This is a genomic window from Paenibacillus sp. TY11 (assembly GCF_059772165.1).
The window spans coordinates 23,590-42,468 of the sequence record NZ_JCBAIQ010000033.1 but is presented as its reverse complement, the minus strand read 5'-3'; the positions used below and the strand labels follow the sequence as shown (position 1 = coordinate 42,468).

Below are 18,879 nucleotides of genomic sequence, written 5' to 3'. Positions count from 1 at the left end.
GGGCGGTGCGGCCAAAAAACGCAGCGCCGCTTCGGCGGCGGCACGTTGCGCAGGGCTCAGTCCCCAGCGATCGAGTTCCGTCGCCGGGGCTGCGTCTGCCGTGCGCAGCAGGGCGGGTTTCGCTGCACCGCGCAGCAGCAGCGAGCATTCACGGTTGCGCCCAAGCGCGAGACACGTCTCGCAGTAGGCGCACGCCTTACGTCCGCACGATGCGCAATTCGTGCGGTGCACCATCCCGCTGCCACAACGGTTGCAGCGGAGTTCATGCGCACGCGCGGCAAACCAGCGCGTGCGTGGTGCTGGAGCGAGACCAGCGGCAAAGCTGAGTCGGCCTTGCAAATATGCAAGTTGCGCAGCTGAACGCCAAGTACGCTCCGAACCTGGCGCTGCCTCTGCCAGCAGCGCTTCGGCTTCCGGAACGAGCAACTGGCGTCCTGACAACAAATTAGTCAGCTCATTCGCTTGTCGTGTTAAACACTCCATATCCAATCCATCAAATCCTGTGACGAGGTTCCTTTTTTGAATAGGACGTAAAGCTCCATTTGTTTCCCGTATCTCATTCCTACTTTCTGTGCGAGAAGTCCAACCTTGTACACGATCCCAAATGCGTATATTTTCTACTCCTCCAGATAAAATTCGTGCTCCGTCAAAAGGCTCAAGAACCAGTTCACTCTTTAGCTGTGCGAGAATATAAGCCCACCACTGCCGATTCTCCCATCGCTCCATATCTGCTAATTCCCTAAATGTTTCGCACAGCCTTGCTCCCCAGGACAAGGGAAGCTCATCTCCTATTAACACCCACCTTTCGACAACATTCTCCTGCCCCTCATCTTGATTCATCCACCATGTCATATCTACTCGAATATCCACAGATAAACGGAGATTCCAATTCCCCTTATACCTGACTGCGTATACTGCAATTTTCACCTTCTAAATCTCCTTTCTTTCACAATTTTTTCTTGCTGCTTGTCACCACAGACCATAGCAAAAAAGCACACTCCTATGGCTAATAGCCTGAAGTGTGCTTCACATCAAGTAGATCTCAACGAAATCCCTATCGTCTTGCCTATGCAACTGTTTATATACATTTATATCCGATTTTGACCACGATGTCCACAATCCCCTGTCATTAAGGAACCAGTGGGGCGTCCGCCAACGGGTTGGCTGTTCTAAGATCAATAACAACCTGCTTTTCACCGCCTGACTTCGGTAAAACCGGGTTCCCAGGTGAAAAACGACTTGAAATGACTGAAACATCCATATGACTATAGCGCACCAGCCGTGTCAGAATCGGTAGCGTATCGTCCATAGATTCATCATCCAGTACCGTCACATGTAGCGGCCTCCGATGTAGCCAGGCAAGTATGCTCAACGAACGCATCACCCATTCTACACGATCTCCGTCATTGGACGTAATTACAATGTAGCGAGTCGCACGATGATCCAGAGATACCGCGCGTGCATCTTCGCCATTGTGATAAGCCTGAACCGCCTGTCGTATATACATGAGATGCACGACTGCGGCTCCCACACCGTATACAAGCAATATCCAAACCAAGTGAGCCGTCACGCGGGTTCCACCTCCTCCTATAGCGACAATATATGCCGTATAACAGGAAGAGGTGTCACGGTTATGTACTGGGTTTCCGTATGAGCGGACATATCGCTCCAAAAGAAAGGCGGTACAGCATTCATATCTATTAACAGCTGCATCGTCTAATGCATGGAAAGACTACACTTTACAGCGTAACCCATCCGTATTTGATTGAGTTAATAACCGCTTGTGTCCGGTCATCAACCTCCATTTTTTGCAAAATACTGCTGACATGGTTTTTGACCGTTTTTTCGCTAATGAATAAATATTCACCGATCATTTTGTTGCTCTTACCTTCAGCCATCAAACGCAGCACTTCAGCCTCACGGCGGGTCAACGGATTATTTTCGCCTGCAACAAACTTCACGCCTGCTTCCTTGGTATGACCCTCAGCCATAGCTCCGGTTTCATTCAGGTAGGTCATCCGACGGAGCTGCTGAATGAGCTTACCTGTTACCTTTGGATGAATAAATGCATATCCTTCATGTACTGAGCGAATAGCATTAATGAGGGACTCGGCCTCCATATCTTTTAACAGATAACCATTGGCTCCCTTGCGCAACGTCTCGAATACATAGCTTTCATCATCATGAATGGATAGAATGATAACTTTGACATCCGGGAACATCTCACGTAGTTTTTCGGTTGCCTCTACACCATTTTCAATTGGCATATTAATGTCCATCAGAACAATATCCGGTTTCTCTACATTACAGAATTCAAGCACTTGAATGCCGTCGCCACATTCTCCGATGACCTCAATGTCGTCCTCCATATTCAAAATACGTTTAAGTCCTTCACGGAACAACTGATGATCGTCCGCTAAGAGAACTTTAATGGGTGCATTACTGATTTCCTGATTTTCCATATTGTTACTCCTTCCCCTTTTCCACGTTGGTTGGGATATGAATCACTATCTTGGTGCCTTGATTCTCAGCTGATTCGATCTCCATTCTCCCCTCGAGCAGTTCAACCCTTTCCCGCATACCAATCAGACCAAAATGCCCATGATCTTTGCTTTTTTGCTGAAAAAGCTCTGGCTTGAAGCCCAGACCATTATCCTGCACCACGATTTTTACAAGCTGCGCCTGATAGGTAATCTCAACAAGCACATAGGTAGGATAAGCATGCTTGGCAGCGTTGGTCAAAGCTTCCTGGATCAGACGGTAAATGGCTGCTTCCATCGCGGAAGAGAGACGGTGTTCCTTGCCCCTTGTTTCAAAAAGCGATCTAATCTTCGTTTTTTCTTCAAAATCCTGCACATATTTTCGGAGCGTCGGAATAAGTCCCAGGTCATCCAGGGCCATAGGACGCAAATTGAAAATGACCTTTCGCATTTCCTCAAGACTGGAGCGAACCTGTTTCTTCAAGTCTACTATTTCGTCCTGAACCATCTTAAATTCCTGCTTGGCGATCATTCTTTCCACAATTTCCGTCCTAAGCACTAGATGCGCAAGGAGTTGCGCAGGTCCATCGTGAATTTCACGGGATATACGCTTACGCTCCTCTTCCTGAGCCAAAATAATTTTCAGACCAATAAACTGCCGGTTTTTGGCCGATTCGATGATCCGCGTCACTTGTCCCAATTCACCCGATAAATATTCCAGCACGACACCCATCTGCGAACCGATGGTTTCGGCCCGCTCTACAGAAGCCTCGACACTTTTGGCCCGCTTTTGAAGATCGTCTCTTCTGGCTTTGAGATACATTTCCTTCTCGCGGAAAATCATCACATCGAGTTGAAGCTGTGTTGCCTTCTCATAAGCCTGCTTGATATCCTCTTCCGAGTAGCGGACGAAGTCACGGCTGACCTCAGTCAACCGAATACGGGACCGCCGATAGTTCATTTCCAGCTGGTCCACCTTTTCGATCGTTTCCGCCGTTTCCTTCAAGACACTCTGGAGTTCCTGATTTAACGTGACCAGCTCGGTCCGGGCCGTGTCCAATATTTCGAACATCTGATATTTGCTGTTCTCCATCACCTGGATGGCATTTTTAATGACTCGGTCTATGATATCGGCTTGAAAGTCCACAAATGTTCTACTCCAATCCTAGCATTTCAAGTATATATCATACCATATCATGACTGGAGGGTGATGGTCTTCGTTTCTTGTTCCCATTTTACAGTCATTCCTAACTGCTCAGATACAAGCCTTAACGGGACTAAAGTCCTACCATCTAGCACAATGGGTGCAACATCAGTGCTCTGACGCTTCCCGTTTAGAACAACTTCCTTTTTCCCTACGGTCAAATCCATCAGCACACCGCCACGCATAATGGTGATCCGCTGATCGCCCGCATTCCATTTGGCCTGCCCGCCAAATGCGTCCAGCACATACTTGATCGGCACATATGTTGAACCATTGCGAGTCATCGGAGCTGCATCAATCGTAGTTGGCGTTCCGTTTACCGTCATTGATTTTTGTCCGATCGTCATTTGAGCTGTTCCTTTTTTGAGTCCTTCTGTACCGACCGTTCCCGGTGTATTAAAAGAAATATTATCAAAAGCGACATTGCCTGTTTTCGCGCGCTCATCCTGACCCTCGGCCACATTGACCACATAGAGACGCTTCAGCTTCGCCGGATACGAAATATTCAAACCGCTCATATCTGCGTTAATGGTTTTCCAGCCGTTCCAGTCGATCACTTTAGCGAGATCAATATATGCTGTTTTGCCTTGGGCATCCTCCAACTCCGCACGCAGCCAGTTCAGACTCTTATCCCCTCTGACATCAATCGAGATGGATGTAGCCGCCTGTTCAAGCGTTTTCCCGGATGTGCCGTTCAATTGGGCGTAAGCATACATTTTACCACTGCCGTTCGTCATGTCGTAGTTCAGCTCCAGCACTTTGGAATTGGCATGGTCGCCATCTCCTTGTACAACAGCCGCTGTGCCGGTAACACCTTCCACATTCGAAGTAAAATCAACCGGATACGAAACATTTTCGAAGTTCTCCCAGTTATTTGTACTTGTCCCGCCAGCGGACAGGAAGACGACCGCGCTGAAACCATCATAGCGACCGATGGCATAGCCCGTTTTCACACCCGCATCCACCGAATTTACCGTAAGCTGATTGTCCTTAACGCTTCCCTTAAAGCCAATGAACTCCCATTTAAGCGCATCTGACGTAATGCTGACACTCTGTCCATCTTTTGTCTTTGCCGTTACCGGTACAGCGATTTTAGCTCCAGCGGTAAGCGAGCCAGTTCCACTTCCTGCGGTGAGTGATGAAATTTCATCTGCTCCAAGCACGGTGACCTTGGTTGTAGCGCTGGCTGAGCCACTGGATGCCGTTAAAGTTGCAATTCCTGGTTTAGCTCCCTTCACAACGCCGCCGCTCACTGACACAACAGCCGGGTTGCTGGACTTCCACGTCACTTGTACTTTTGAGGTATCGAATGGATTGTAGTAGTTGTCATAGCCTTTGAAGGAATAGCTTCCGGTCTGACCAATCAGCAGCGTTTTATTACCCTTGATGGTGAAGCCTTTGAGCGTTCCTTTAGGAGCATTGGTATATACCCCCACTCCATTTACGATACTACGTTGCTCTGTACCATATTCCGTATTGAACGTAAGTCCCGCTGTCGTATCTCCCAAATCACGAGTCACCATGGTGGTAGAACCGCCCCCATCGAGGTTCATACCCTTCCAGACGCCAATATCTTTCATCAGCGTTTGCAGCTCGCTCAGGGATACACCAACGCTGTTCCCATTCTTCTCAACGGCAATGACATAAGCGTAACGCTTGTCGCGGGAATATCCCAAGGCTGTACGCGCACGCGTCCCGCCTATGCTTGTTGTGCTCCGGGAAAAAGAGGTTTTCTGACCGTCATTTACTAATATGGTATGTCCACCAATCATCATCTGAAGGTTGGAAGGATCTACTTCACTCCCTGTCGATTTAACACGAAGGCGATAGCTCGTTTCTACGGTCTGTCCCACGGTCAGATGCGCTTTGGCATAATCAGCCGCTTTACCGTGAGTACGTAAAATATAGCCATCCTGCGGAACGGTCATATTCAATGTAGCATTGTCGGAGACTTGCGTAACCACACCATTTTGTACCAATACCTCGGTAGGCGTTGTCGAACTGTTTTTGGGTCGCTCAATTGCTTTCCAAGCAGATGTATAAATATACATAGCATTGGAGTGGCTATAACTGCCCCCACTCGTCTCAGGCGAATACGAAGCCTTGTTCATCCCCGCCAAAGAGAAAGACGACCCGTCTCCAGCTTTTACTGTTCCTTCAAAAGTAAACTGCTCCACCATCGGAGAACCATCCTTGGTTACAGCAAAGGCATACATACCCGTTAAATCAGACGGAGTAGACATCAACACCCCCTTGGATACTTGTCCACCGATCGGAGCTCCCTCGCTGGAGGTATTAAAATAATCCCCGTTCACGCCAGCAACCGCCCCGGTCTCTTTTGCCATGCCGCCTGTACTCTGACGGGTCGTAAACTGTCCGTTCTTCCCCGTCATGACATCCAGCTTAACGTACGGATTTTGCAAGTCCACTCGAATGATATCAGCCAGTGCTGTTCCTTTGGACCCTTTAAAACGATATTTCAATAATGTTGCACCCGAAGTAATGATCTCTTCACCCAATTTTACAGTTGAACCAGAGGCTGCACTTGCGATTGGAGCAGACATCCAACCATTTAACGGGATTAGAGCCCCAGTTCCAGCAACCGGACCAACCCATAATACCCCTGCCAGTGTTAAAACGGCCCATCTTTTAGCGATTCCTCTGCCATCTACTTTCACTTTGCTCTGTTTTCTATTACTTAAAAACATTTGGATAATAGCTCCCATCTTCATTGTATTCAAGCGGATTGTTCCGCACGCGTCTCTACCAATAAACAAAAAAATCCTCTTATGTTAATAGACTTATTATATAGGCAAAAGTTACGAAAATCCCGTCAACTAATTCATAAAATCCAAAACTGTGAATTGACGAATGCAATATTAGCGCACTATAATACACATGAACTCATAAGTTCAAATAATACCAATCAGTTCAAGTCTAATATATGCCCCTATCGGAAGGATTGATAAACATGAATAAACAACGGGCCATCATTATACTCACTTTATCCCTAAGCATCGCAATCGCCGGATGTTCTACGGGGAAGAAAGATGCCGCTCTAGGCTCATCCGCACAGCCAACCGTTGTGCGCACCGCAATCGTCAAATCTACGCCACTTCATACTGCCTATAACTTGTCAGGCACTCTTCAAGCCTATGAGGAACGTACTCTGGCCTTTCAAAACGGAGGTATCGTCGCTAGTGCAGAAATCGCTACCGGTACGGCTGTACTGAAAGGTACAACCATTGCCCGCTTAGATGACGCTGACTACAGGCTACAGGTTGCACAGGCTACAGCTTCTATTCAAGAGGCCTTGGCCGGTATAGATAACGCACAGGCTAACCTACAGGCAGCAGCCTCTGCGATTCAATCTGCCGATGCTGGCATTACGAGTGCTCGCGCAAATGTCAGCAAGGTCAATAAGGGAGCACGCGCTCAGGAAAAACAGCAAGCGCAAGCCACTGTAGATAAGGCGCAAAGCGCCTATAACAAGGCCAAGGCAGATAGCGAGCGTACACAAAAGCTGTTTGAGGCTGGTGCAGCCACCGCGTCGGATAACGAAAATGCCCGCCTGAACGCTACCGCTACTCTTAAAGATCTGGAGCAAGCGAAAGACTCCCTGTCCCTTTTGCTGGAAGGGGCAACAACAGAAGACCATCAATCGGCCCAGGCTTCCTTTCAGGATGCGCTTGCAGGTAAAACCAAAGCTCTTGCAGCTAGCGAACAGGCTGAGGCTTCCAAAAAACAAGCCAGTGCCAACTACGAAAAGGCCCTTGTCGTCAAGGGTCAGGCAGAGCTGGCACTTTCACGCACCCGTTTAACTTCTCCTGTGAACGGCGTGATCTTAGATAAAACTGTGAATACAGGTGATTTGGTCGCGTCAGGCCAAGCCATCTATCGCATAGGCTCCATTGACCGTCTCAAAGTACTGCTTCCCGTACCGGACAGTGAAATTAGGGATTGGAAAAAGGGGCAACAGGTGAATGTAGTACTCTATGAAGAAACTCGTCAAGGTACGGTGTCCAACGTCTATCCTTCAACTAGTACCGATACGGGAAGCGTTAACGTAGAGGTTGTTATAAACAATCCACAGCGAGACTGGTTACCCGGTCAGGTCATTAAAGCTGCTCAACAGGTGACAGACAAGAACGGCATTCTCGTTCCCGCTGAAGCGGTCATTAACACGGGAAGCAAGCCTTTTATTTTCAAAGATGTTCAAGGAAAAGCTGTTAAAACCCCTGTGGAGCTTGGCAATCAGGTTGTAGAAAATCAGTTGCAAATCATATCGGGGCTTCGTGAAGGTGAACGTATTGTCGTTAAAGGGGCAGAAAACCTGTTTGATGGAAATGCGATTCAGTCGGAGGAAGGCGGGCGCCCATGATTGAGTACATCGTAAAAAAACGAAAAATTACGCTGCTGTTTTTTGTCATGTTGATTTTAGTTGGAGCTTTCGGTTTTTTCCAGTTACCGCAGCAGGAAATGCCAGATGTCACCATACAGAATGCTATGGTAACAACAGTCTACCCTGGTGCTTCACCACAAAAAGTAGAACAAACCGTAACCAAAGAGTTGGAGAAACGCATCAAGGAAGTGGAAGGCGTCAAAACGATTAATTCGACTTCTGGTAACGGATTCTCTTCTATTTTAATCGAATCCAAAAATGGAGTTGATCCTCAAACGGTTTGGGATGATATGCGTAAAAAAGTGCAGGATGCGCAAGCTGATCTTCCTCAAGGCGCTGAAGTGCCTGTTGTAAATGACAAGCTGACCAGCTCGTTTATCGGCTCCTATGCCCTGACGGCTGACTCTTCCGCACCACTGTATAAACTAAATGATTTGACCACAACTTGGAAAGATCAGCTCAATACCATTTCTGGCGTATCGAGCGTCAAATTCAATGGTCTCCCCGATCAAGAAGTACGTGTCCATATCGACAACCAGAAGCTTCTGCAATACCAGCTGTCGTGGGGACAAGTGGCACAGGCGATCCAGTCTCAGATTGATCGGGTCCCTACCGGTGATATTGAATACAACGGGCGTACCTTTCAACTCATTGTCCGGGAAACCCAAAAAGCCGAGGAATTAAATCAGGCCATTCTGACACGTACAGAGGAAGGGGCTCCTGTTTATTTGCGAGATGTCGCTACAACAGAGCTGGCACATTCTAAAACGGAATATTTTGCCTATGTAGGGGGTAAGCCTGCCATTACGCTAAGTATTGGAGCGGAAACAGGCACAGACATTCCCTCTATGAGCGAAAAGGTCAATACCAAGCTCAAAGAGCTGGAGAAAACACTCCCTGCAGGTGTTCACTTTCAAACTCTTTTTGCACAAAAGGATCAGGTATCCCATATCTTTGACGACTTAAAGCGTGAAACGATTCTTGCGATTGCGGCTGTTATTCTCGTTTGTATGTTGGGCTTGAATTTGCTCACCTCTGCTTTTGTCGCGCTGGCAATTCCTATTTCGGTTTCGATTGCCATTATCTTTTTGCCTATGTTCGGCATTACTCTAAATCAGATTTCCGTTGTCGGTCTAATCATCGTACTCGGCATACTCGTAGATGACGCCGTAGTGGTAAACGATAATATTGAGCGTAGACTTACGGAATTAGGAGAATCGCCCTCAGTTGCAGCTGTAAAAGGTACCAAAGAGGTCATGCTTTCTATTTTGGTTGCAACCCTGGCCACCATCTCAGCTTTCGCTCCATTGTTGTTTCTTCCCGGAAATGTAGGTGCCTTTATTAGACCCATTCCCGCTATTGTTTCCCTGACCATGCTTGCCTCTATGATCATGTCGCTCACCATCATCCCTATTTTTCGAGAATGGTATGAGAAGCGCAGACAGGCTCGTCACCCTCAGGGTAAATCTAAACCAGCAGGCTTGTTGGGCCAGCAGATTCATTCTTTAAACAAGCTCTATTCGCAAAAGCTGATGCCTAAAGTCATCCAGCGTCCCTTGTTGACGGCCATGGTCGGACTCCTGCTTGGGACAGCCGCTTATGGATTAGTTCCCTTTACCTCAGTTGAACTTTTTCCTGAATCGGAAGATCCTCATGTTGCGCTAAATATAAAAATGCCCGTAGGCACTTCAATTGCGGAAACTGACCAGGTGGTTAAAGACCTTGCAGGCTGGGTAAAAAAGCAACCTGAAACTTCCAAGGTCGTCTACAGCGCCGGAGGGACTGCCCCACAGCTGTTTAGTGACATTAATAGTATGGGTGGAAATATTAGTTATGACGAAACTGTAGGTCAAATTGCTGTCGTCGGCAAAGAAAACGTATTCGATCTCAATACGACAGTTGATGATTGGGAACAACATGTTAAGAAATCCTACCCTGGAGTTACGGTTACGATGTATGTTCCTCGTCTCGGGATTCCAGTGGGTAAGCCCGTTTCTATTCGTATCTCGGGTCAGAATCTGAATGAACTGCAAACCCTTGCCCAAAAAGCAAAGGAGCAGATCGCGACAGTAGAGGGCACAACGGGCATCGTGGATGACATAGGAATTGAACGATATGCACTGGAGCTTGAGGTCAACAAGCAAGCGATGGATCAGTATCTGGTAAGCTATACAGATTTGACTCGTACCCTGCTTCTATTAAAAGAAGGAGCTCAAGTCAGCCAATTTGATACTGGAAACAGTCTGGTAGATATTAAAATGTATTTGAATCACAGTGACGAGGAGCCAAGCAAGCTTTTCCAACAATTAAGTGTAGTTAATGCAGCTGGTAAGCAAATTCCATTAAACCAGCTTGTACAGATGAAGCCGTCATTTGCTATTCAGCAAATCAAGCATTACAATATGGAGCGGACGATTACGGTGGAAGCCGACTTGAACGGACGAACTGCAAGCGAAGCGATGATAGATGTAGAAAGCAAACTGGCACAAATGAAGTTCCCTGAAGGCTATAAATGGGAGGTAGGCGGCGAAACATCCGATCAGTCCACCATATTCGCGGATTTAGGGAAGCTGGCGATCGTTGTAGTCCTGCTCATTTTACTCTTAATCACCATGCAGTTTTATTCGCTGTCTATTCCTATTATCATAATGACCACCGTATACCTGGCAGCAGCCGGCGGTATTATTGGTATTTTCTTGACTGGTATGCCTATCGGTTTTATGAGCATCATGGGAATTATTGCACTCGCAGGTATTGTTGTACGGAACGGTATTGTGTTAATTGAATTTATCGAGGATGCTCGGCATGAAGGAATGGAGCTAAAGGAAGCTGTGATACAAGCAGCCGCTGCCCGCTTTAGACCGATTTTATTGACTTCTCTGGCGGCCATTGTAGGAATGATCCCGTTAGCTCTGTTGGGAAGCCTTCTCTTCAAGCCACTAGCGTTTACCGTCATTTTCGGTTTGCTATTTTCAACCTTGTTAACCTTGTTTGTCGTGCCGTCCTTGTATATGATTATGGCCAAGTTCAAAATGCGCCGTCAACTCAAAAAACAGCAACACACAGTTATCACACACGACCAACCTTTGTAAAATGTATGGAGTAAAACGGCGTGCTGTCGGATTGGCCCCTAGGGGGTAATATGTATGGAAAGCAAAAAAAATGATATTTTACAGGCAGCCATTCGGCTGTTCTCCAGAAAAGGCTATTATTCAACATCTGTTGAAGAAATCGCCAAAGAAAGTGGGATGGCGAAGGCATCCTTTTATAAATATTTTCAAGGAAAAGAAGAACTCCCTCTGCAAATGTGTATCATTCTTGAAAATAACATTGAACAAGACATCCGGGCTCTCTACAGTAAACCTGACCTTTCTAAGCACGATAAACTGCACGGTTTTATTGTACTCTACTTGAAAAATCTCGTTGAAAATAAAGTGTATCTCATGATGGATCTTCCAGAGCCATCCATGCTTATTTTTCAGAATGAACAACTCAATTGCGTGTTCGAGCAGCATGAATACAAATTGTACAAATGGGTTCGCGACTGCCTGATTGATATTTTTGGACCGAGCATTGAAGATCATGCATGGGATATAACCTTTGTGCTAAAAAGCATTGTGTTTGAATATATTCGCTTCTTTGCCGATCGGATGAATGATGAAACGATTGAACACCTGACACAGTTTATCATCTTCTTATCCAATTCCTTAGTAGCCAGCCTGAACCATTCTGATCCCGCTCCACATTTGTTCTGGAGCAAGCAAGGCTGGTTACCCGAAAGTATTCTAAGTAATCCCTTTGACCAAGGCCGTCAGATAAACGGCCTTCTCCACTCCCTAGAAGACAGTATACTGCTGTCTTCGTGGAGTTCAGAGGAGAAACAGGAGTGTCAGCAAATTTACGCTCTATTAAAGGAAGAGGCTCTGAAAGCGAACCCTCAGAAAGGCCTCCTAAAAGCCCTTTTTGCGTATTTGGAGCAGCATAAGGAACTGCAAAAGGTTTGTCGTTTACTCAAAAATTTATTGGACCTTGCACCGATATCCGAATAGTAACTCAGCATTCGGTACATCGGAGCAAGTTCATACTTAACAGCAAAACACATCAAAAAAGACTGTTCATGCAAAGCATGAGACAGTCTTTTTTGTTATTGCTTTATTTTGATAACATACGAGGAATTACAAACCCGCTTGTTCTCTCAGGATTTCAGCTTTATCTACGCTCTCCCAAGGTACATCCAAATCTGTACGGCCAAAGTGACCGTAGGCAGCTGTTTGCTTGTAAATTGGACGACGCAGATCCAACATGCGAATGATGCCTGTTGGGCGAAGATCAAAGTTATTTCGGATCAGTTCAACCAGTTTCTCATCGCTTACTTTACCCGTACCGTATGTATCGACGTTAATCGAAACAGGCGTGGCTACGCCAATGGCATAAGCAAGCTGAATTTCTACTTTGTCTGCCAATCCAGCTGCCACGAGGTTTTTCGCTACATAACGAGCAGCGTAAGCAGCAGAACGGTCCACTTTGGTCGGATCTTTACCGGAGAATGCTCCCCCGCCATGACGCGCATAACCACCATACGTATCCACAATAATTTTACGGCCTGTCAGACCTGCATCTCCTTGAGGACCACCAATAACAAAGCGTCCTGTTGGATTAATGTAATACTTGGTTTGCTCATCCAGCAATTCGGCAGGAACAACTGGCAAAATAACCTTTTCTTTGATATCTGCTTGAATTTGCTCCAAAGTAGTATCTTCTGCATGCTGCGTAGAAACCACAATGGCATCAATACGAACAGGCTTGCCATTTTCATACTCTACCGTTACTTGGGTTTTACCGTCTGGGCGAAGGTAATTCAGTGTTCCATCCTTACGCACTTCAGACAAGCGTCGTGCAATACGGTGAGACATAGCGATAGGCAGAGGCATCAACTCAGGTGTTTCGTTCGTAGCAAAACCGAACATCAGCCCTTGATCCCCAGCCCCAATGTTTTCCGTTTCTTTATCTACTTCAGCAGGATCACGGCTTTCCAAGGCAGCATTAACCCCTTGAGCAATGTCCGGCGATTGTTCATTCAAAGAAGTCAATACAGCGCAAGTATTATAGTCAAAACCGTATTTCGCACGTGTATAACCAATTTCCTTAATCGTATTCCGTACAATGGATGGAATATCCACATATTCCGATTTGGAGCTGATTTCACCAATGACAAGAACGAGACCGGTAGCTACCGATACTTCACATGCTACCCGTGCATTAGGGTCATTAGCCAAAAAAGCGTCCAATACAGCATCGGATATCTGATCACAGATTTTATCCGGATGGCCTTCTGTTACAGACTCGGACGTGAACAAATGACGGCCTTTTACAGACATGAATTTCAACCTCCCACAATTAAAATACATGAGGATTTTATAAAAAAAATCCTAACATGGCAATGGCATTATTCAGTTACCTTCAAGCCAACAAATGACGGAAGATATCTTTTACACTTGATTAACAAAAAATGAACCTTTTCCGGTAGGAAAAGGTTGCGTACAAGCCTCAAATGCCATGATATCCTATTTAAAACAAGGTGTCAATTCATGTCGCCCAATAACAACATTCGAAATTGAGGCAAGTTTACATGTGAACCATTTTTGATTCACATGTAAATAGCCCCAGGTTTTTGCTACTATATGTTCAAAATCTGTAGAAATTATTGCAATTTACAATGTACCAAATTCAGATAAGCTACGTTCAGCGGATTGTACCAATCGCTTAGTAATTTCACCGCCAACAGAACCGTTTTGTCTTGAAGTTAAATCGCGCCATGCCACATTTTCGGCCCCAGCAAACTCCCCCAATTCTGCAGCAAATTCACTGTCAGCTTTGGGATGTATATGTGCATATTGAGGATTATAAACAGGTAACCCAAACTCAGCAGCGATTTCATACTTCAAATCATCTAACCTGGCACGACTTTCGGGAATTAATCGTCTTTGACCTCTTGACGCCATCGTATACACCCTCCACTAAATGTATTGTTTTACATGAAGTTAGTGTGCAGCGTTTAAAGTCAATTTAGCCAAGAACAATTTGCTATCCCAAGCAGTATTTAAGAAAAGAGCATCTTAAGCAGCTTATATACAAAACAGTTTACTGAACAGTATAACTGCCTCGCACCATAACGACCAGACCAAACTTCTGGCCTTCTTTTACTTGAATACCTCTTCCTTCTCTAGGAAATGATAATAAATGATTTTTTTCGACAGCCTGATTATGAACAATTTCCGTTCCAGAAGTAATATCAATAGCACCACTGGTATCCATACTATACACAACAGCATTTCCATTACGTAAAATAAATTCCGAACCTGCTTTGGCAATCAGTTTTTGACCAGGCTTTACATCAACAACCTTCAAAGCCTCTGTCTGTTCCGCTGTGGAAGTTTTTTCTGCACTAGAGGCTCCTGACGTTGTTGTATTAGATGTAGCTTTTGTTGCTGGAGTAGTCGAACTAGTCGTTTTACTACTAGTGCTACTTCCTGGTGCTTCACCCTTGATTGCTTGAGCAATTTTTTGGTCAACATAGCTTTTGGTTACGACTGGATCATCAGCTGTACCAGGTTGTCCAGAACTGGAGGCTCCATTAACTGAATTGTTCATTAAGGAGCCTGCAACAATTCCTCCCCCAAGTAAAACAGCAGCCAACGATACTTTATAGCGTGATTTCATGAAATCCTCCTACAGCAGGTTATAGCAAGTATAGGTTAAGCTTTAATTATTGTGCGCTTGCTCCAGAAGAACCTTGCATAGCCCATGGCTTGTCATAAGCCAGCTTCAAAGTATCAATACTTGTAACTATATCTTCGGCCTGTTGCTCAGCGGTAGTCACTTTCAAATTAGCTTCGTAAACCTGAAGCTCTGTAGCCAACCCAACATCAAATTGCTTCTTAGCCATATCAGCCGCACTTCTAGCACTCACCAAACCAGCTTGAATCTGTGAGTACTGACTTTCCAATGCTTTAATGTTGTTATAAATTGTTCTTACGGCTTCTTCGAGCTGTCTCTTTGTACCTTCTGTAGCATACTGAGCTTTTTCAACATTAAGTTGTTCAGCTTCGTAAGGCGTATTTCCTGCAGTATTAAAATTGTAAAGCTTCAGGCTCAATTCGGCCAAATCTACTTTTTGCTCACTTAACCAAATGGCAGTGCTGCTAGTAAGTACTTGGCTTACTTTTGTCTCTACATTATCTTTAAATTCAGAATAGACAGGCTTATCCTTCAATTCATAACGCTGCTCTGGTTTGTAGCCAATCACTTGATTCAAAGACACATAAGCACTATCCAGGTCTTTTTTAGCTTTTTCTAGAGCAGCCTGATTTTGAGTCACCTGATTGGTTGCTTGGGTAACCTCGTAATCACTCGACATTTGGTTATCTCTTTTAATTTGTGCAACTTTCAGCTTGCGCTCGGAATCTTCAATATTCAAAGCAGCCAACTTAACGGCATTCTGCTTTTGAAGAAGCTTATTGTAAAGATCCTTCACATTATATTGGATACCTTCCTTGGTCATATCCAAGTTCTTTTTAGCAGCCTCATAATTAAGGTTAGTTTGAGCATAACCTTTAAAGGCTTTATCTTGACCTTCATCACCTGCTTCTGCTGGAACAAAGTCTATATTCTTGCCTGCTTCTTTCATGATTTTCCCAGATTGATCGATATTCGTTTCTGCTGTTTTAACTGAAGTACTATCAGCTATAGCCAGTTTAACTGCATCTTCATAGGTCAAAGAATCATTATAGTAGGTGTCATAAGTAACTTTGGTAACAGGAGCAGCGAGAGGCTTACTGGACAAACTATTGATCTGATCACCAGTGGTGCTTCCCTCAGATTGATTCGAAATGGTCACTGTTCGTGTAGTCTGATCCCAATTTACTTTGGCGCCTAATGATTGGCTCACAAAACGTAAAGGAACGAGTACTTGACCCTTTTGAATTTGAGTTGCTGCATCCAGCTGTACAGGATTACTATTCTTATAAGCAAGTTTAGAACCAACATTCAAAGTTAACGTATCGTCGTTTTTAGATGCTGTCACTTTTTTAGCTTTGCTATCCCAATTGACTTGCGCTCCCAAGCTTTCAAAAACGCCACGAAGAGGCACCAAGGTTGTATTTTGACTGACTATCGGGGACTGTGTATATTGTTGAGTTACACCGTTAATAATAACCTTTATATCACCTGATTGAGCTCCTGCAAGATTGGCAAACGCAGAAGTAAGAACCAATGTGGACAGCACTGCCACTCCAAAACGTTTCATAATTTCTCTCCTTTGTCAATAAGACTAATAAAAGAAAAGGGCTCCAAAAGGAACCCTCTTCTCATCTAATTCAGTTAACTCAAAAGAGTTGCTCTTAAATTAGTTGTTGTTTTCAACAGTAACTGTTTTTGCAGTTGCATCATAGTTGATGGATGCATCCAGCGCTCTGCTCACCCAGAAGATAGGCAGTACAGTACGGTTTTTGTTAGTTACAGCTTTAACGTCCATACGAACCACAGAACCGTTAATAGTCAACAGGTTAGTGTTCAGTTTGATTTGAGCAACGCGGTCACCTTTAATCAGGGTAACTGTGGAAGTTGCTTTGTCAAACAGGATGTTTTGTGGGGATACACCCAAAGCTTCAGCTGCATAACGTACTGGCAAGTAAGTGCGTCCGTTTTCAGCATAAGCAGCTACATCAGCTGTTTTACTTTCGCCGTTCACAGTGTAAGAAGTGCTTCCCAGTGTGAAGACAGCTTTAGTTTTAGTAGCACCTGGAGCTGGAGTACCAACAGTTGCGATTGCTACTTCAGCAGCTGCAGTGTTGTTGTCTTTCCAGTTTTGAGTGTTGTCAGTTGCGCCTTTGTATGCAGTGTAAGAAACTGCGCTACCTTTCAGCTTAGCAACGATGTCGCCTTGAGCTACAGTACGGTCAACAGTCAGCTTAGGAGCCGAAATTGTGATTGTACTTGGAGTAGCACTTTCGCTATCGATGTAGAAGCTCAGACGGCCTTTGTTGCTTTCGCCGTAAGTATCAGTAGATACGCTCTTCACTTTAACGTCACCAGCTGTAACTTTTACATCTGGAGTAGAAGCAAAACGTACGCCTGTTGGCAATTCCAAGATTACTTCACGGCTACCATCTTTCTTAACGAAAGCTTCTTTAGCAGCTTCAGTGATAGTGATATCGCCAACTTGTTGATCGCCCAGACCGATTGTCAGGGTTGGTTTGGAAGCAGCAGCCAAAGTAACCGCTTGTTTCACAGTAGCAACCTTAACATTACCGCTCAGACCTTGGCTACCAGCAACTTCAACGTTCAGATCGCCAGAGAAACCTGGTTGCGTTGCAACTTCAACGTTTTTCAGTTTCAAAGTACCTGGATCTTTAGAGCTGTTAACGTTTTTGAAAGTCAATCTCAAAGTACGTTTGTCGGAATCTGTGTAAGATACGTCTGCTCCACCCAAGCCGTTAGTGTTTTCGAAAGATCCAGCAAAGTTGCTTCCTGGATTGTTACTTTCGAAAGTAGACTGCCAACGAGCACCTTCAGGCAAACGCAATGTTACAGTACGGTTGTTAACGAAAGAACCAGCAACTTTTTCTTTAATTACGATGTCACCGATTTTTTGCTCGTCATGACCAGCAAGGATTGTCGTTGGAGTAGCTACAGAAACACCCCCACCGATTTGACCATAGTTACCAACTACGAGAGTACTAACATCAGTAGTTGTGTTACCAGAGATGCTAGCTGTAACATCGCCTTCTTTAGCATTTGTTTCATCATCAACGTAGAAGCTCAAAGGCAGTTGAAGAGTTGTTTCTTTAGTACTTACTTTGCTCAAAGACAATGTAAGAGTATCACCATCTACTTTAGAAACTACATCACCAGATGCGATATCACCAAAGAGAATGCTAGCACTTCCTGGAGCGTTCCATTTAAAACCGCTAGGCAATTTCAGTTTGATGTTATTATTATTAGCCAAAGAACCTGCTGTTTGTTCTTTCACTTTCAACGTTGCAGTGAAATTGTCTGTATTAGAAACGGTATCCGCAGCAGACAAAGATACTTGACCGGAAGATACTACGTTTGCAATTGTAACTTCACCGCTAGTCAAACCACTTGCGGAAGAAGCATCAATTGTAGCTTTTACAGGTCCATTGCTAGGTCCACTTACATTGATGTTGGCAAAGTTCAGATATACATCAGCAGTATCTTTAGAGTTATCAAATTCGAGTGTTACTTTCGCAGAGTTACTAGTCAATTTTTCAACTTTCAGTGCAGTAGCTTCATTATAGCCAGTAGCTGGAATGTTGTCCGAATCAGAGTTATCTTGTGGATCAAGATATACACCCAAACCATAAGTAGCGTCAGTAGCGGAATAAGTACGGCCAACCTGAAGATCTCCAGATTTACCAAAGTCAAAACCTTTAGGCAAAGTAACAGTAAAGGAAGCGCCTTTAGAAATAGAAGCTTGGCTAATGCTCACTTTCGCTCTACCCAAAAGAGCATTGTCTTGTTGGTTGGAGCTAATACTAGGAGTAAACAGAGATTGGTAGCTAGAAGCTGCATGGATTGCAGTTGGTGCAGTCAATGCTGCGATTGGAGCTGCTACACCAGCAACCAATGTTGCTGTTGCCAGCACGTTGATCATTTTTTTATTAAACTTTGTCATAACCTTTTTTTCTCCTCCTTGAATATAAACAGAAATATTATTTTTGTCTTTTTGTCGGATCTTGTCACTCATCAGTCGTTACACCTCCTTTCCGAGC

At 44.9% G+C, this 18,879-nt stretch carries 12 protein-coding genes and 1 pseudogene; 3 read left to right on the top strand and 10 right to left on the bottom strand.

The window, feature by feature from the left end; translation table 11 throughout:
• The 5 genes and pseudogenes from AC6EJC_RS24935 to AC6EJC_RS24915 all read right to left on the bottom strand — a co-directional run.
• Window positions 1-927 (bottom strand): annotated as a pseudogene (locus AC6EJC_RS24935) (DNA/RNA helicase); the annotation flags it as partial.
• Window positions 928-1,129: 202 nt separating this feature from the next.
• Entirely contained in the window at window positions 1,130-1,570 is a 441-nt protein-coding gene (locus AC6EJC_RS24930; protein WP_444956244.1) for a hypothetical protein, read from the bottom strand.
• Window positions 1,571-1,739: 169 nt separating this feature from the next.
• Window positions 1,740-2,462 (bottom strand): response regulator, encoded by a 723-nt coding sequence (locus tag AC6EJC_RS24925; RefSeq protein WP_007432713.1) that lies wholly within the window; start codon window positions 2,460-2,462, stop codon window positions 1,740-1,742.
• A gap of 4 nt (window positions 2,463-2,466) precedes the next feature.
• Entirely contained in the window at window positions 2,467-3,627 is a 1,161-nt protein-coding gene (locus AC6EJC_RS24920) for a sensor histidine kinase (protein ID WP_013312293.1), read from the bottom strand.
• A 47-nt stretch (window positions 3,628-3,674) separates the two neighbouring features.
• Window positions 3,675-6,392 carry a stalk domain-containing protein gene (locus AC6EJC_RS24915; protein WP_444956243.1) on the bottom strand — a complete coding sequence of 906 codons (2,718 nt, stop codon included), beginning with the start codon at window positions 6,390-6,392 and terminating at the stop codon, window positions 3,675-3,677.
• A gap of 263 nt (window positions 6,393-6,655) precedes the next feature.
• On the opposite strand from AC6EJC_RS24915, the gene AC6EJC_RS24910 reads away from it, so the two are divergent.
• Genes AC6EJC_RS24910 through AC6EJC_RS24900 form a run of 3 tightly spaced genes read left to right on the top strand, consistent with a single transcriptional unit; the run spans window position 6,656 to window position 12,135 of the window.
• The gene (locus tag AC6EJC_RS24910; protein ID WP_444956242.1) at window positions 6,656-8,065 is read left to right on the top strand and encodes an efflux RND transporter periplasmic adaptor subunit; all 1,410 of its coding nucleotides are present in this window, start codon (window positions 6,656-6,658) and stop codon (window positions 8,063-8,065) included.
• A complete protein-coding gene (locus tag AC6EJC_RS24905; protein ID WP_444956241.1) occupies window positions 8,062-11,178 on the top strand; it encodes an efflux RND transporter permease subunit in 3,117 nt (1,038 codons plus the stop codon). Before AC6EJC_RS24910 ends, AC6EJC_RS24905 begins: the two co-directional genes overlap by 4 nt.
• A gap of 54 nt (window positions 11,179-11,232) precedes the next feature.
• Window positions 11,233-12,135, top strand: a complete 903-nt coding sequence (locus AC6EJC_RS24900) for a TetR/AcrR family transcriptional regulator (RefSeq protein WP_444956240.1) — start codon at window positions 11,233-11,235, stop codon at window positions 12,133-12,135.
• Window positions 12,136-12,261: 126 nt separating this feature from the next.
• Here the strand turns inward: AC6EJC_RS24900 and metK are convergent, their stop codons facing one another.
• From metK to AC6EJC_RS24875, 5 genes are all read right to left on the bottom strand, one after another.
• On the bottom strand, window positions 12,262-13,464 hold the full coding sequence (gene metK, locus AC6EJC_RS24895; protein ID WP_444956239.1) for a methionine adenosyltransferase: 1,203 nt from the start codon (window positions 13,462-13,464) through the stop codon (window positions 12,262-12,264).
• A gap of 333 nt (window positions 13,465-13,797) precedes the next feature.
• On the bottom strand, window positions 13,798-14,088 hold the full coding sequence (locus tag AC6EJC_RS24890) for an alpha/beta-type small acid-soluble spore protein (RefSeq protein ID WP_444956238.1): 291 nt from the start codon (window positions 14,086-14,088) through the stop codon (window positions 13,798-13,800).
• Between the two features lie 139 nt (window positions 14,089-14,227).
• Window positions 14,228-14,806 (bottom strand): hypothetical protein, encoded by a 579-nt coding sequence (locus AC6EJC_RS24885; protein ID WP_444956237.1) that lies wholly within the window; start codon window positions 14,804-14,806, stop codon window positions 14,228-14,230.
• Window positions 14,807-14,852: 46 nt separating this feature from the next.
• Window positions 14,853-16,391 (bottom strand): stalk domain-containing protein, encoded by a 1,539-nt coding sequence (locus AC6EJC_RS24880; RefSeq protein ID WP_444956236.1) that lies wholly within the window; start codon window positions 16,389-16,391, stop codon window positions 14,853-14,855.
• A 99-nt stretch (window positions 16,392-16,490) separates the two neighbouring features.
• Window positions 16,491-18,854, bottom strand: coding sequence for a copper amine oxidase N-terminal domain-containing protein (locus AC6EJC_RS24875; protein WP_444956235.1), 2,364 nt, complete (start codon window positions 18,852-18,854; stop codon window positions 16,491-16,493).
• Between the last annotated feature and the right edge of the window lie 25 nt (window positions 18,855-18,879).